Annotated in this window: 14 protein-coding genes; 10 read left to right on the forward strand and 4 right to left on the reverse strand. The window is 75.5% G+C overall.

The features are described from left to right. The 10 genes from EAO71_RS38180 to EAO71_RS06520 form a co-directional block, all read left to right on the forward strand. Positions 1-238, forward strand: a 238-nt coding sequence (locus tag EAO71_RS38180; protein WP_222723548.1) for a hypothetical protein, incomplete at its 5' end; no start/stop codon positions are given. Continuing rightward, a complete protein-coding gene (locus tag EAO71_RS06480; protein WP_147976826.1) occupies positions 193-1,200 on the forward strand; it encodes a hypothetical protein in 1,008 nt (335 codons plus the stop codon). The genes EAO71_RS38180 and EAO71_RS06480, both read left to right, overlap by 46 nt. Before the next feature lie 84 nt (positions 1,201-1,284). Beyond that, positions 1,285-1,863, forward strand: coding sequence for a suppressor of fused domain protein (locus tag EAO71_RS06485; protein ID WP_147976827.1), 579 nt, complete (start codon positions 1,285-1,287; stop codon positions 1,861-1,863). A 279-nt stretch (positions 1,864-2,142) separates the two neighbouring features. Then, a complete protein-coding gene (locus EAO71_RS06490) occupies positions 2,143-2,589 on the forward strand; it encodes an SRPBCC family protein (protein ID WP_147976828.1) in 447 nt (148 codons plus the stop codon). 56 nt (positions 2,590-2,645) lie between these two features. After that, a complete protein-coding gene (locus tag EAO71_RS06495; RefSeq protein WP_147976829.1) occupies positions 2,646-3,407 on the forward strand; it encodes a class I SAM-dependent methyltransferase in 762 nt (253 codons plus the stop codon). A gap of 194 nt (positions 3,408-3,601) precedes the next feature. After that, entirely contained in the window at positions 3,602-4,522 is a 921-nt protein-coding gene (locus EAO71_RS06500) for an aminoglycoside phosphotransferase family protein (protein ID WP_147976830.1), read from the forward strand. A 387-nt stretch (positions 4,523-4,909) separates the two neighbouring features. Continuing rightward, the gene (locus EAO71_RS06505; RefSeq protein ID WP_147976831.1) at positions 4,910-5,809 is read left to right on the forward strand and encodes a universal stress protein; all 900 of its coding nucleotides are present in this window, start codon (positions 4,910-4,912) and stop codon (positions 5,807-5,809) included. 237 nt (positions 5,810-6,046) lie between these two features. After that, complete coding sequence (locus tag EAO71_RS06510) at positions 6,047-6,574, forward strand: flavodoxin domain-containing protein (RefSeq protein WP_147976832.1); 528 nt, start codon at positions 6,047-6,049, stop codon at positions 6,572-6,574. Positions 6,575-6,707: 133 nt separating this feature from the next. Further along, positions 6,708-7,481 carry an HAD family hydrolase gene (locus tag EAO71_RS06515; protein ID WP_147976839.1) on the forward strand — a complete coding sequence of 258 codons (774 nt, stop codon included), beginning with the start codon at positions 6,708-6,710 and terminating at the stop codon, positions 7,479-7,481. Then, the gene (locus EAO71_RS06520) at positions 7,478-9,895 is read left to right on the forward strand and encodes a glycoside hydrolase family 65 protein (protein ID WP_147976833.1); all 2,418 of its coding nucleotides are present in this window, start codon (positions 7,478-7,480) and stop codon (positions 9,893-9,895) included. Before EAO71_RS06515 ends, EAO71_RS06520 begins: the two co-directional genes overlap by 4 nt. An 85-nt stretch (positions 9,896-9,980) precedes the next feature. Here the strand turns inward: EAO71_RS06520 and EAO71_RS06525 are convergent, their stop codons facing one another. From EAO71_RS06525 to EAO71_RS06540, 4 genes are all read right to left on the reverse strand, one after another. Continuing rightward, the gene (locus EAO71_RS06525) at positions 9,981-10,982 is read right to left on the reverse strand and encodes an Acg family FMN-binding oxidoreductase (protein ID WP_147976834.1); all 1,002 of its coding nucleotides are present in this window, start codon (positions 10,980-10,982) and stop codon (positions 9,981-9,983) included. A gap of 381 nt (positions 10,983-11,363) precedes the next feature. Continuing rightward, complete coding sequence (locus tag EAO71_RS06530) at positions 11,364-12,056, reverse strand: response regulator (RefSeq protein WP_147976835.1); 693 nt, start codon at positions 12,054-12,056, stop codon at positions 11,364-11,366. Positions 12,057-12,209: 153 nt separating this feature from the next. Further along, positions 12,210-13,451 carry a vWA domain-containing protein gene (locus tag EAO71_RS06535; protein ID WP_147976836.1) on the reverse strand — a complete coding sequence of 414 codons (1,242 nt, stop codon included), beginning with the start codon at positions 13,449-13,451 and terminating at the stop codon, positions 12,210-12,212. Beyond that, positions 13,448-14,767, reverse strand: a complete 1,320-nt coding sequence (locus tag EAO71_RS06540; protein ID WP_147976837.1) for an AAA family ATPase — start codon at positions 14,765-14,767, stop codon at positions 13,448-13,450. The genes EAO71_RS06535 and EAO71_RS06540 overlap by 4 nt, the downstream gene beginning before the upstream one ends. Positions 14,768-14,837: the final 70 nt, after the last annotated feature.

Genomic DNA, 14,837 nt, shown 5'->3' on the forward strand with positions numbered 1-14,837 from the left:
CGAGGTCCGGGACGTCCCGGGTGCGGAGCTGGGCGACGGCCAGCAGAGGCACGGGGTCGTCGTCCCGCAGCTCGGGGGCGTGCCGGCCGCGGGTCGTGCCCTCCAGGAGTCGCAGCTCCTGCGGGGTGAGCGCCCGTCCGCGCGCCTCGTCGTGGACGCGGCGGCCCAGCCGGACGTCGGACAGCGACGCGGCTGCATCCCCGCCCGGGTACGCCGAAGGCGGACGAGAGTTCGGTAGGCGGGCCGCTGCTCTGGCCGGCCGACGAGGCCTGGCCGGTGTGCACGGCCGTGCACCCCAGAGGCAAGGGCCATCGGCTGTCCGACGTCCGGCTGGGCCGCCGCGTCCACGACGAGGCGCGCGGACGGGCGCTCACCCCGCAGGAGCTGCGACTCCTGGAGGGCACGACCCGCGGCCGGCACGCCCCCGAGCTGCGGGACGACGACCCCGTGCCTCTGCTGGCCGTCGCCCAGCTCCGCACCCGGGACGTCCCGGACCTCGTCGGTCCCGAGGGTCACGACCTGCTCCAGGTGCTCTGGTGCCCGTTCGAGGCGCACGGTCCGCATCGCACGATCGACGTCCGGCTGGTGTGGCGGCGATCCGCGGACGTCGGCGCGGTCCTCGCGCCGCAGCCCGAACCGCAGGTCGTCGGCCGCGAGGAGTGCGTTCCCAACGCCTGTGTCGTCCACCCGGAGCAGGTCGTCGAGTACGAGTACCTCGGGCTGCTCGACGAGGAGCTCCAGGACGCGATCGACGCGTGGGAGGAGAGCCTCGACGATGACGATGACGACGGCGAGGGATACGACGCCGGGGACTCCGACGCCCTCGTGAGCTATGCGACCTACGAGGAGTACGAGGCGTCCATGGCCGCCGCCCGCGCCGCGGAACCCGAGACCGTCGACTACATGAGCGACCTCTCGATCGCCCCGGGCTGGAAGGTCGGCGGCTTCGCCTCCTGGCATCTGACCGACCCCGCCCCCGTCGACTGCGCCTCGTGCGGGTCGCCGATGCCGCCGCTGCTCACCGTCGCCGGAGTGGAATGCGACGGTGCTTCGCACAGCTGGATCCCGGTCGAGGACCGCGACGCCGCCGACGATCCGCGGGTGATCGACCCGGTCGGCGTCCGCCTCGGGCGCGGTCTCCTGCGCGTCCACACCTGCCCGGCGGACCCGGACCACCCGCATCGGCTGAGCTTCCAGTGACGTCCCGGGGCGTCCTGGATCTTGCGGGTCAGGCAGGTGCCGACCCGGCTGACGGGCTGCGGCGGCCTCGTGCATCATGATCGGATGCCGGACACCGCAGCACGCACCGCCCTCCTCGATCACCTCCGTCGGATCCTCCCGGGTCGCGTCATCGACGAGGTCCCCGGTGTGCCCGGCCCCATCGAGGACCGCGTGCCCGGATTCCGGGTGTTCCGGATTCATCCCGCCCGTCCCGGCGACTGGTGGCTGTATGTGACGTCGGGCTGCTGGGAGGCGACCCAGCACGACGGCCATGGCACGGAGTTCTTCCTCGCGGCACCGCGCGACGAATGGATCAACCTGGAGAGCGTCACCGTCAACGCGTACTACCACTGCGGACCGACGCACCAGCGACTCGACGTCGGACACACCGTTCCCATCGGCCGGCCGTGGCTCGACGACTCCGACTGCGACCACTACCTGGTGAGCCTGCCGTATCCCTTCGGACCCGACTTCGAGGTCTGCGAGTGGGAGGGCGGGGCCCATGCCCGGATCCTGTGGCTGCTGCCGATCACCGCGGCGGAGAAGGACTACCGTCGGGAGCGGGGACTCGAGGCACTCGAAGTCCGTTTCGACGAGCACGCGATCGACCCCGTCGATCCCCGGCGGGCCTCCGTGGCCTGAGACGGGCGGGCGGAGACGGGAACGGCAGGCGGCCGACGAGCAGCCCGACAACCACGCCCCGGTCCTTGATCGCCGCGCCCGCCGGGCGTCGGGCGTCGGGCGTACCGGCCGTGCGCCCTTCCGGCTCCCGCACCCGGCTCCCGGCTGCCGCGTTCCTCCCCGCTCCCGCGTTCCTTCGGGGGCGGGGGGAGCGTGCCGCCGGTGCGTCTGCTGCCGGAGCCCCGGCCCGTCTGGAACGATCTGTGGATCTTCCCGTGCTCCGAGCGATGAGGAGTGGCCATGTCCGGACAGTTCGAGGCGACGGTCGATGTCGACCGCCCCATCGACGAGGTGTTCGCCTACCTCGCCGACGGACGCAACGATCCGAAGTTCAGCCCCCGCGTGCAGCGGATCGAGCGGATCCCCGCATCGCCGACGGCGGTCGGCACGATCTTCCGCAGCACGGTCAAGGACGCCGGCATGAAGACCGCGCGCGAGTTCCGCATCACCGCCTTCGAGCCGCCGCGCTCACTGCGCTGGGCCGAGGTGTCCAAGAACATGGTGACGGCCGCTCAGGGTGGTTACGACCTGGAACCGTTGCCGAACGGCGGAACCCGGGTCCGCATCCACAACGTCCTGGAGGGCCACGGCCTGGGCAAGCTGCTCGTCGGCTTCGCGCTGAGCGCCGCCCGCAAGGACGCCCCCGCCTTCGGCCGACGCATCAAGGCCGCGGTCGAGGCATCCTGATCCGTCGGGGGCCGGCACGGTGCCGGGCCGGCGAGCGGGCAGGGAGAGACGCAACCGTGGAACGCTCATTCGAGGACCTCGTCGAGGAGGCCGCGTCGGTCTCGGTCGAGGGCTGGGACTTCTCCTGGCTCGACGGCCGGGCCACCGAGCAGCGCCCGTCCTGGGGCTACCAGCGGGTGATGGCCGAGCACCTGGCCGGGGCGAAGGCCGCGCTCGACATCCAGACCGGCGGTGGCGAGGTCCTGGCCGGTGCCCCCGTGCTGCCTCCGACGGTGGTGGCCACCGAGTCCTGGCCGCCGAACCTCGCCAAGGCCACGGCGCTGCTCCACCCGCGCGGCGCCGTGGTCGTCGCCGACGCGGACGAGCCGCCGTTGCCGTTCGCCGACGCCGCCTTCGACCTGGTCACGAGCCGGCACCCGGTCACCGTGTGGTGGAACGAGATCGCCCGGGTGCTCGCGCCCGGTGGCCGGTACGTCTCCCAACAGGTCGGACCGGCCAGCGTGTTCGAACTCGTCGAGTACTTCCTCGGCCCGCAGCCCGAGGAGGTGCGCCGGTCGCGGCACCCCGACGACGCGGTGGCCGGCGCCGAGGCCGCCGGGCTGGAGGTCGTCGACCTGCGATCGGAGCGGCTGCGCACCGAGTTCTTCGACATCGGCGCCGTGGTCTACTTCCTGCGCAAGGTGATCTGGATGGTGCCCGGCTTCACCGTGGACGGACATCTGGACCGACTGCGGGACCTGGACGAACGGATCCGCGCCGAGGGCCCGTTCGTCGCCCACACGACCCGCTTCCTCATCCACGCCCGCAAGCCCGCCTGACCGGGCGACGGTGTACGGGCGGCGCCGGCGGTCGGGCGCGCGGGCGCGGCCCCGCGTGCCGGAGCACACCCGGGCGTCGTCCGGCACTACGGGGGCGACGCGCCGGGAAATGCGATCGACAAGCGGGGCCCCACCGCCTGTGATGGACCCGTACGCCCGCGAGCGGGCCCCTGCCTACCGTTGGAGCCGTACACGTGGCGACCGAGCAGCTCACCGCATCCCGGCCGCCGATCGACGCGGCGCTGGCCCGCCGCCTGATCACCGCGCAGTTCCCGCAGTGGGCCGGGCTGCCCCTGGAGCCGGTCGACCCGGCCGGGTCGGACCACGTGATCTACCGCCTCGGGGACGAGCTAGCGGTCCGGCTGCCGCGTCACTCCGGGGCGACGGAGCAGGCCGGCAAGGAGTACGAGTGGCTGCCCCGGCTCGCCCCGCGCCTTCCCCTGGCGGTGCCGGAACCGGTGGCGGTGGGCGAACCCGCCTTCGGCTACCCGTGGCCCTGGTCGGTATCCCGCTGGCTGGCGGGCGAGGTGGCCACGGTCGAGGCCCTGGCGGACTGCCGCGCCTCGGCCGTCGGGCTGGCGGGGTTCCTGACCGCGCTGCAGGGCCTCACCCCCGAGGGGCTGCAGGGCCTCACCCCCGAGGGCGCGTCGGCCCGGGCCGGCGGGTCCCTCTCCGGCCGTCCGCTCGCCGACCGCGACCGGGGGACCCGGGCCGCCATCGCCCGCGTCGACGGCGTGTTCGACACGGCGGCCCTGGCCGAGCTGTGGGAGTCCGGCCTGCGCGCGCCCGGATGGGGCCGCCCGCCCGTCTGGTTCCACGGTGACTTCCACACCGGCAACCTGCTGACGGTCGAAGGCCGCCTGAGCGCCGTCATCGACTTCGGCGGGCTGGGCATCGGCGACCCGGCGTGCGACCTGGTGATCGCCTTCACCCTCATGTCGGCCGGCACCCGCGCCGTCTTCCGGGAGGCCCTCGGCGTCGACGACGCCACCTGGACCCGGGGCCGGGCCTGGGCGCTGACCACCGGGCTGAACGCGTACACGGCCTACGCGGCCACCAGCCCGAGGGTCGCCGCGCAGACGACCCGCCAGATCACCCAGGCCCTGATCGGCTGACGCCGCGGGCGCCGACGGGGGCCGCGAGGTCGCCGGGAGCGGCAGGTGGGGCGGCCGCCGGACTTCGGACGGTGGCTCACCCCGGCGTTCGGTCGGGCCGAGCCGAGTTCCCCCGGCGACTCCTCGCGTGAGTGGGCCTCGCCTCCGCCCTCGGGCGCGGGGCCCGGTCCGGAAGGCCCGCCTGGCCTCGCGCCCGGTGAGGAGGAGTGTTTCCCTGAAGAGGAGGAAGGACCCGGCACGAGGACGCGGAGGAGCGGCGACCCGTCGCGCACCGCGCGATCAGGATCCGCGAGAAGCGGATGGGGCCCTTCCTCCTGCCGTCCCCTCGGGCACGCGGACGACGGCGCCCGCGACTCCCGGCGCGGTCCCTGAAAGGCGGTGGAGGCCATGGAGTCGCCTCTCGTCGTAGGAATCGACGGTTCCGAGAACAGCCTCACGGCGGTGGACTGGGCGGTGGACGAGGCCGTACGCCACGGCCTCCCCCTGCGCATCGTCCACGCCTCGCTGTGGGAGCGGTACGAGGGCGTCGCGGGCCCCGGAGAGGAACGGCCCCCGGGCCAGGTCCTGGCCGAGAACATCACCGCCGCCGCACTCGAAAGGGCCCGGCGCCGCGCCCCGGAGCTGCGCGTCGACACCGGCATCGTCGCCGAGGACGCGTCGAGCGCCCTCCTCGACGAGGGGACGACCGCGTCGGCCCTCGTCGTGGGATCCCGCGGCGGCGGGGGAATGGCGGGACTGCTCCTCGGCTCGGTCAGCCTCCTCGTGGCGGCCCGCGCCCACTGTCCGGTGGTCGTCGTGCGTGGTGAACCCTCCGCGCTGGACAGCCGCCACGAGCGCGTCCTGCTGGGCGTCGGCGGCGACGAGGGGGACCGGCCGGCCCTGCGTTTCGCCTTCCGCGAGGCGGCGGCACGGGGGTGCGAGCTGGAGGTCGCGCACGCCTGGCGACGCTCGGTCCGCGACCCGGTCCACCATCCGCTGATGGCCGGCGGGGCGAGCCCGTACTTCGACGGGCGCGCCGCCGAGCTCCTCGACGAGGTCCTCGGCCCGATGACGCGCGCCCACCCGGAGGTGCGCGTGCGTCGGACCACCGGCGAGGGTCCCGCCCGCCGCCTCCTCGTGGAACGCTCGACCGACGCGGACCTCCTGGTCGTCGGCGCCAAGCGCCGCAGCGGCCTCATCGGTCTCGAACTCGGCCGCATCGCCCACCGCGCCCTCCACCACGCCGCCTGCCCCGTCGCCGTCGTACCCCGGCACCCCGACGTACGGGCGGAGGACGCCGAGGACTGAGCGCGCGGGACCGGGCGTACGCGCGCGCCTGCCGGGCGTACGGGTACGCCTCGGTGCGCGCGCCGGGACGACAGGGCCTTCGCCGGACCGGGGCACGGGCCGGCCGGCCCCGGACGCGGGCCCGTTCGGCCCGGTCGCACGGCCCCGGCCGGCACTCGGTCCGGGCCGGTACGCGCGCGACGGTGGAGACACGACGACGCCGGCCGAGGCGCCCGGTCCGAGCGAAGGAGCGCAGCGATGAACCCGAAACGCGTACTCGTCGCCTACGGCAGCAAGCACGGCGCGACCGCCGGGATCGCCGACGAGATCGGCCGGACCCTGCGTGCCGACGGCCTCGACGCGGTCGTCCTGTCCGCCGCCGACGTGACCGACGTCAGCGGCTACGACGGCGTCGTCCTCGGCGGCGCGCTGTACGCCGGGATGTGGAACGGCGCGGCGCGCCGCTGCGCCCGGCGCAACGCCGACCAGCTCAGGCACCGGCCGCTCTGGCTGTTCAGCAGCGGTCCGGTGGACCGGTCGGCGGAGGAGCACGACATCCGGCCCGCCCCCGGAGTGGCCCGGCGGATCAAGCGCCTCGGCGCCCGCGAGCACATGACCTTCGGCGGCGCCCTCACGGACGAGACGCCCGGCGTGTTCGCCCGGTCCATGGTCCGTTCCGGCAAGGGCGGGGACTTCCGCAACCCCGAGCGGATCCAGGAATGGGCCCACCACATCGGCACCGAACTCACCGCGCCCACCCCGCCGGAAGCCCCCGCACGGCCGTGACGGGCCGGCCCGGCACCGGCGGGACCCCCGGGCCCCGGGACGGGCGACCACGCCCCCAGGACGTTCCCGGAACGGCGCAGCCCGTCCGGTTGCGCCGCGGCCCGTTCGCGGAACGCTGGAAGCACGGGTGGTGATGCGGATGGGGCTGCGAGAAGTGGTACCCGAGGTGCGGGCGGTGCTCTTCGACACCGACGGAGTCCTGCTGGACTCGGCCGTCCTGCACGCCGCCGCGTGGAAGCGGGCCTTCGACGCCTGCCTGACCGCGGGCGCGTTCGGCACCGGGCAGCCCGCCTTCGACGAGACCGACGAGTACACCGCCCTCGTCGACGGGAAGTCCCGCTTCGACGGGGCCCGTGACTTCCTTCGGGCGCGGGGCGTCGCCCTGCCGGCCGGCACCCCCGACGACCCGCCCGGCTGCGCCACCGTCTGGGCGGTCGCGGCCGCGAAGGAACGGGCCATGGCCGCGACCCTCCGCGACACGGCGGTGCGCGTCTACTCCGACGTCGCCCCGGCCCTGCGCGCCCTGCGCGACGCCTCCCTGCCGCTGGCCGCGGTCTCCGCCTCCCGGCACGCCCGGCCGCTGCTCGCCGCCGCCGGGCTCGACCTCCTGCTCGACACGGTGCTGGACGGCACGGACGCTGCCCGGCTCGGACTCCCCGGGAAACCCGACCCCGCCCTGTTCCTGGCCGCGGCCCACCGCCTGGGCACGCCTCCGGACCGGGCCGCGGTCGTGGAGGACGCCCTCGCCGGCGTGCAAGCCGGCCGCCGGGGCGGATTCGCCCTGGTCGTCGGCGTGGACCGGCGGGCGGCTCCCGGCACGGCGGACGCTCTGCGCCGGCACGGCGCCGGCCTGGTCGTCCCGGACCTCACCGCGCTGGCCGCGCGCCTGGGCGGTGGCGCGGCATGACCGGCGCCCCGTGGACCTGGGAGTACGGCGCGTACGACGCCACGAAGGAACGCCTGGTCGAGACGTTGTGCACACTCGGCAACGGCCGGTTCGCCACCCGCGGATCCGCACCCGAGACCTCGGCCGACGCGGTGCACTACCCCGGCACGTACGCCGCCGGCTGCTACGACCGCCTCACCTCCGCCGTCGCCGGCCACCGGGTCGAGAACGAGGACCTGGTCAACCTGCCGGACTGGACCCGGCTGCGCTACCGCTGCCTGCCCGACGACGGCCCGCCCGGCGCCTGGCTCACCCCCGACGGACCCGGCCTGCGCCATCACCGCGTGCTGCTCGACCTGCGCACGGGCGTGCTGACCCGGCGCCTGTTCCACGAGGACGCCGGCGGCCGCCGCCTGGGCGTCACCCACACCCGGATCGTGCACATGGGCACGCCCTGCCTGGCCGCCCAGCGGTCCGTGTTCGTGGCCTACGGATGGAGCGGCGCCGTCGAGGTCGAGTCCCGGATCGACGGCGACGTCACCAACGCGGGCGTGGCGCGCTACGGCGACCTCGACGGACGCCATCTGACCGGCCACCGGGCGGGGTTCGAGCCGGACGGCGTGGCCCTGCTCGCCTGCCGCACCGCCTCGTCCGGCATCGGCGTGGGCCTGGCCGTACGCACCGACACCCGGCCCGACTGCCCCGCGCGGGAGGCGGCGCACCGGACCGGGACCGTGCAGACCTTCCGGGTGCCGCTCTCCTCCCGGCACCCGGCGACCGTCACCAAGACGGCCGCCCTGACCACCTCGCTGGACCGCCCCGCCGGCGATCCGCCGACGGCGGCCCTCGACGAACTCGGCCGGGCGCCCGACTTCCCCGGACTGCTCGCCTCCCACGTCGCGGCCTGGCGGCGGCTCTGGAGCCAGGCGGAGCTGGACGTGCCCGGCGAGGCGGGGCGGATTCTGCGCCTGCACCAGTTCCACGTCCTGCAGACCCTGTCCCCCCACACGGCGGACCTCGACGTCGGGGTCCCCGCCCGGGGCCTGCACGGGGAGGCGTACCGGGGTCACGTCTTCTGGGACGAGCTCTTCGTCCTGCCCCATGTCACCCTGCACTTCCCGGACGTGGCGCGGGCGCTGCTCCTGTACCGCCACCGACGGCTCCCCGCCGCCCGGGACGCCGCCGCGCGCGCCGGCGCGGAAGGGGCGATGTATCCCTGGCAGAGCGGGAGTTCGGGTCGGGAGGAGACGCAGTCCCTGCACCTGAACCCCCGCTCGGGGCGCTGGCTCCCCGACCACTCCCGGCTCCAGCGGCACGTCGGTTCGGCGATCGCGCTCAACGTGTGGCGCTACGGCCGGTCGACCGGCGACGTGGGGTTCCTGCACGGTCCCGGCGCGGAGATCCTGCTGGAGGTCGCACGCTTCTGGGCGAGCGTGGCGACCTTCGACCCGGACCGCGCCCGGTACCGGATCCGGGGCGTCGTCGGGCCGGACGAGTACCACGACGGCTACCCGGACGCGACCGAGCCCGGCATCGACGACAACGCGTACACCAACGTCACGGCCGCCTGGGTGCTCGCCCGGGCCCTGGACCTGCTCGGCGAACTGCCCGCCGCGCGCCGCGCGGAGCTGGCGGAACGGCTCCGGCTCGACGCCGCGGCCCTCGACCGCTGGCAGGACGTCAGCCGGCGCATGTACGTGCCGTTCCACCGGGGCGTCGTCAGCCAGTTCGAGGGCTACGGCGAACTCGCGGAGCTGGACTGGGCGTCGTACCGCTCCCGCTACGCCGACATCCGGCGGCTGGACCGGATCCTGGAGGCCGAGGGCGACACCGTCAACCGCTACCAGGCGTCGAAGCAGGCCGACGTCCTCATGCTGGGCCACCTCTTCCGCCCCGCCCCGCTCCGGGACCTCTTCGCACGGCTGGGCCATCGGCTGGACGACGAACTGTGGCGGGCGACCGTCTCCTACTACCTCGACCGGACCTGCCACGGGTCGACGCTGAGCAGCCTGGTGCACGGGTGGGTCCTCGCGCGGCAGCAGGGGCCGGCGGCCTGGCGGTACTGCGAGGAGGCCCTGCTCGGCGACGTCGCCGACGTGCAGGGCGGCACGACCGGGGAGGGGATCCACCTGGGGGCCATGGCGGGGACCCTCGACCTCGTGGAGCGCGGCATCACCGGCCTCGACGCGGACGCCGACGGCCTGCGGGTGGCACCGATCGCGCTGCCCGAGATCCCCCGGCTCTCCGCCACCCTCTGCTTCCGCGGCCACGGCGGACTGCGTCTGCGGATGCGTCCCGGCCGCCTGGGGATCTCCGTGCCGGACTCGCTCCGCGGGCCCGTCGTGGTGACCCTGCCGGGGGAGCGGCGGGTCACGGTGGCGGCCGGCGAGGAGCGGTGGTTCCGGCTGCCGCCGCCCCCGCCGTCGGTGTCCTGAGCGGAGGCGCCGGCGGAGGGCGGGCGCCCGGACGGTGCCGTGGACCGGCGCCGCCCCCCGGGACCACCCCCGTGACGGGCGGGATTCAGTCGAGGTCGAGTACGTCGGAGACCGGACGACGGGGTGTGGCGGGGCCGGGAGGGCCGTAGCCGATCCGGAGGATCATCTGGACGCTGCCCGTCACCGCGACCGGGTCGCGGGCCACCCGGCGCAGTTCGGCCCACTCCAGCGGCTGCGAGATCGGGGAGGTGGCGAGGCCGTCGAGCGTGGCCTGCAGCAGGACGCGGTGCATCGCCTGCCCCGCCCGCAGCCAGTCGGCGGGCCGGTCCTCCTCCGTACCGAGCAGCAGGATCTGGGGGTGCTTCTCGAAGACGGCGGCACCGCGGTCCGCGACCCGGCGCGGCGAGTCGAAATCCCGGACGGGGGCGCTCACGCCGAACTGCCGGGGCCCGAAGGCGTAGGCCGGGACACCGTCGCCGGCCGAGTCCTCTCCCGGCGCGCCGGTGCGGGTCCACGCGGCGATCTCCCGCCGGACGGTGGAGTCGGCCGCCTCGAACAGCGCGGAGTCCTGCACCAGACCGAGGACGGCGTCGGTGTGCCACGGCCCCGGCACGACCAGCCGGCACCCCTCCAGCAGCGCCGCGGCCCGCAGGGCGCCGAGGACCGGGGCGGGGACCGGCTCGTCGCCGTACGGGAATCGGCTGGTGTGCCGGCGGCGCAGTATCGGCTGCAGCGTGGCGAGTTCACGGTCGCGATCCAGAAGGGCGTCGGAGCCGCGGTGCACGCGGACGTCCGCGAAGTGCCAGGGATCCGCCGGGTCGGGCAGCAGCCGCGTGGTGGTGTCCCATCCCCGCCAGGCGGCGGCCACCCGGAGGCCGAACAGGGCTGCGCCGCACCCGAGATGGAGGGCGCGGTGGCGGGGGTCGCCCCGGGGCATGGCCCGCTCGGGGTCGCCGTTCAGCCGGATCGTGTCGGTGCCCGGCCGGTGGACGAAGCGCCACGGCTGCGCGTTGTGCATCGAGGGCGCCGTGACGGCGTCCTCGACCAGCGAGGTCACGGTCTCCGGGTCGAGTGCGTCGGTGCCCACGGGATCGTCCTGTCTGTCCGGGACCGCCGCGCTCCGGAGGGATGCGGTGGGGCGGTCGGTGGTGGGGAGCCGGGTTCCGGCGGGCCGGCCCGCGCCCCGGTGCCTCCTCCCCTCACGCTCCGCCCGTCCGCTCTCACGCACGAGGGCCGAACGGCCCCCCGGCGGGGACCGACCAGGCCCGGTTCGGCGCCCGGAGGCCGCGGGGACGCGGCGCCGGCCGTCCTCCGTGAGGCTCTTGCACGCCGCCCGACCTCACCGGAAGGACATCCGGGCCGCAGAGACCGACGAGCCCGCAGAGCCCGACGAGTCAGACGAGCCCGCAGAGCCGCAGAGACCGACGAGCCCGCGGTGCGTCGGCTCGGGGCCGTCCGCGCGCGGACGTCAGCGCGCCTGCTCCTCGTGCTCGCGCGCCTGGGCCGCGATGACCGCCGCCTGGACCCGGCGCTCGACCCCGAGCTTGCCGAGGAGGCGCGAGATGTGGTTCTTGACAGTCTTCTCCGACAGGTAGAGGCGCTCGGCGATCCGGCGGTTGGTCAGACCCTCCCCGATCAGGTCCAGCACGTCCCGCTCCCGCTCCGTGAGGACCGCGAGCCGTCGGTCCTCCGGCGGGCCCGCCGGCTCCGGGTCCCGGAGCGAGTGCATGAGCCGGGCCGTCGTCGCCGGGTCGAGCATCGACTGGCCCGTCGCCACCGTCCGGACGGCCGCTACCAGGTCGGAGCCCCTGATCTGCTTGAGGACGTAGCCGGCGGCACCGGCCATGATCGCGTCGAGCAGGGCCTCCTCGTCGTCGAAGGACGTGAGCATCAGGCAGGCCAGCTCCGGCATCCGGGACCGCAGCTCGCGGCACACGGAGACGCCGTCACCGTCCGGAAGGCGTACGTCCAGGATCGCCACGTCCGGCCGGAGCGCCGGCCCCCGGGCGAGAGCCTGCCCGGCCGTCGCCGCCTCGCCGACCACGGTCAGGTCCGGCTCGGCATCGAGCAGGTCGCGCAGGCCGCGGCGGACCACCTCGTGGTCGTCCACGAGGAACACCCGGACGGGCGCCTCGGCGGAGAAGCCCGGTACATCGGACATGGCGGCCCCTGAGATCGGTTCCGGTGGTGCCCCGTCCCCAGGTCCAGTGTCCCAGGGTGGACGCCGATGCACCGGAGGAAGGCCCTCCACGGCCGCCGGGCCCGACCGCGGCGCCCCGGGCATGGCCCCTCCGGGCGGGTTCGTCCCGCGGAGTCATCCGAGGGTCACCACCCGTGCCCAGTCGGGCGGCGTGTCCGGTTCGTAGTCCGGGTCGTCCTCGTCCCAGGAGCCGGCGGACAGCGGCCGGGGGAAGAGACCCACCACGGTCCGGCACGGCGGCGGCGCGTCCGGCCACGGCGTCTGCCCGTCGGTCAGCACCACCATCACCTCCGGTCGTGGCTGCAGCCGCAGCGCCCGGGCGAAACCCGTCCGCAGATCCGTGCCACCGCCGCCGAGCAGCGGGATGCCCTCGGCCCGGCACAGCGGGTGCGCGACCCGGGCCGCCGCGTCGCACGGCAGCACGGTGACCAGATCGCGCCGACCGCCCACGGCGCGCGAGATCGCGGCGACCTCCAGCAGTGCGCCGCCCAGTTCGGCGTCGCTGACGGAGCCGGACGTGTCGATGACGACGGCGACCCGGGGCGGTCTGCGCCGCAGAGCGGGCAGGACGACGCCGGGGATCCCGGCCGACCGCCGCGACGGCCGGCCGTAGCTGTAGTCGTCGCCGGCGCCGCTGCCGGAGACCGCCGAGCGGATCGCCGCTCCGAGCAGCTCCCGCCACGGCTGCGGCGGGTGGAACGCCTCCTCCGCCCAGCGCCGCCAGCCCCGCGGCGCCGTCCCGGGCCGTCCCGCGATGCCCTGCGCCACCCGGAACCGCACGGCGTCCTGCTGCTGCGGGCTCAGGCCGTTCGCGCCGTCCGGTCCCAGGTCCCACTCCCGCTCGTCGCCGTCCGCGCCGCTGCCGCAGTCCAGCCAGGCCCAGTCCTGGGTCCGCGGCCCGAGCCGGAACTGCCGCAGGTAGTCCTCCATGAGCAGCCCCTCGGGCAGCAACAGGTGTCCCGGCCGCACCAAGCCCTCGGGACCGACCAGCCCGTCGCCGAAGATGTCGTCGTTGATCTCGAAGTCCGCGGCGATGTTCATCCGCAGCCGGTCGCCGGGGGCCGTCAGCCCGCGTTCGCGCGCCACCCGGTCGCTGCGCCCGTGATGGTCGCGCAGCAGGTGGGACACCTCGTGCACCCAGACGCCCGCCAGTTCCTCGACCGGTGTCCCGGCCACGAAGCCCGGCGAGGCGTAGCACCGCCAGTGCCGGTCGACGGCCATCGTCGGCACCCGGCGCGACGCCACGACGTGCAGCGCGAAGAGGGCCGTCGCCAGATACGGCCGGACGCGGGCGGCGTGCAGCCGGGCCGCGTAGAGCTTGTCGAGGTCCAGTTCCCCCGCTTCGGGCGCGCTCATCGGGGCGCCTTCGCGGTGGCGTCCTTGGCGCGGGCCACCGCCTCGTCGGCCCGCCGGGACAGCGCGACCACCCCGGCGAGCTGCTCGATCGACGCCGGCACGTCCCAGTCCTCCCGGCGCAGCGAGGCGAGCGTGGTCGCGGGGACGACCACCAGGTCCGGGGCCCCGGTCTCCAGGGCCCGGACCAGCAGCGCCCACGCCGCGTCCCAGCGGGAACGCTCCGGCCGGTTGCGGACCGCGTCCACCACCCCGTCCAGCGTGGCCTGGCGCAGATCGCCGCGCTCGGGCAGTTCGGCGGACGCCGGGTCGGCGAGCAGCAGCTCCGGGTCGGGGAGGTCCATCCGGTCCAGGCTCGCCAGCAGCTCCAGGCCCGGGCCGTCCCCCACCGTGCCCCTGACCAGCAGGGAGAGCACCTCGCGGGAGACACCGGCGGCGGTCGCGAAGGCGATCAGGGTCAGGGTCGTCTCCCAGCTCCGGGGCGACGGCCAGGCTCCGCCGCGCCCCGTCTCGGTGGTGGGCATCCGGTGGACGAGCGCCGGACGCGCGGCGAGGAGCCCGCACACCGCGCGGCGGGCGAAGTCCACGGACTCCGGCAGTTTCTCCGGGACGAGCCGGGGGAGCGTGGCGCGGGGCCAGACGCCGCCGAGGCCGCGGACGACGACGTCCTGGTCGTGGGTCCACTGGAGGTGGACGAAGCGGTTCGCCAACGGGGGGCTCAGCTCCCAGCCGTCGGCGGCGGAGGAGCGCGGGTTGGCGGCGGCGACGATCCGCACGCCGGGCGGGAGGCGCAGCGCTCCGACGCGCCGCTCCAGGACGAGCCGGAGCAGGGCCGCCTGGACGGCGGGCGGCGCGGTGGACAGCTCGTCGAGGAACAGCAGCCCCCGGCCCGCCCGCACGAGACGGACGGCCCAGTCCGGCGGCGCCATCGGGACGCCCTGCTCCGCCGGGTCGTCGCCGACGACGGGCAGCCCGGAGAAGTCGGAGGGCTCGTGCACGCTGGCGATGACCGTGGTCAGCGGGAGGTCGAGGGTGGCGGCGAGCTGGGTGAGGGCCGCCGTCTTGCCGATGCCGGGCAGGCCCCAGAGCAGCACGGGCAGGTCGGCCGCCACGGCCAGCGCCAGGGCCTCCAGCTGGATGTCGGCGCGCGCTTCCGTGGTGGTGTCGCGCAGCAGGGTCAACAGCGCTTCGGCGACGTCGAGTTGCGGGGCCTCGTGCGGGCCGGGCGACGGCGGCGCGGCCCCGGCCGGGTCGGTGCCGGGGTCGGTGTCGGGCGCGGTGGCGGGGGTGGCGACGGCGAGCGGTGCGTACGAGGTCATGAGTGATCACCTTGGGGTTCGTGGTGAGCGAGTGAGGAAGTGGACGACAGCGCGAGAGAGGCAGTCGGGG

The sequence above is a fragment of the Streptomyces sp. MS191 genome (genome assembly GCF_008042125.1).
Classification (GTDB): Bacteria; Actinomycetota; Actinomycetes; order Streptomycetales; family Streptomycetaceae; genus Streptomyces.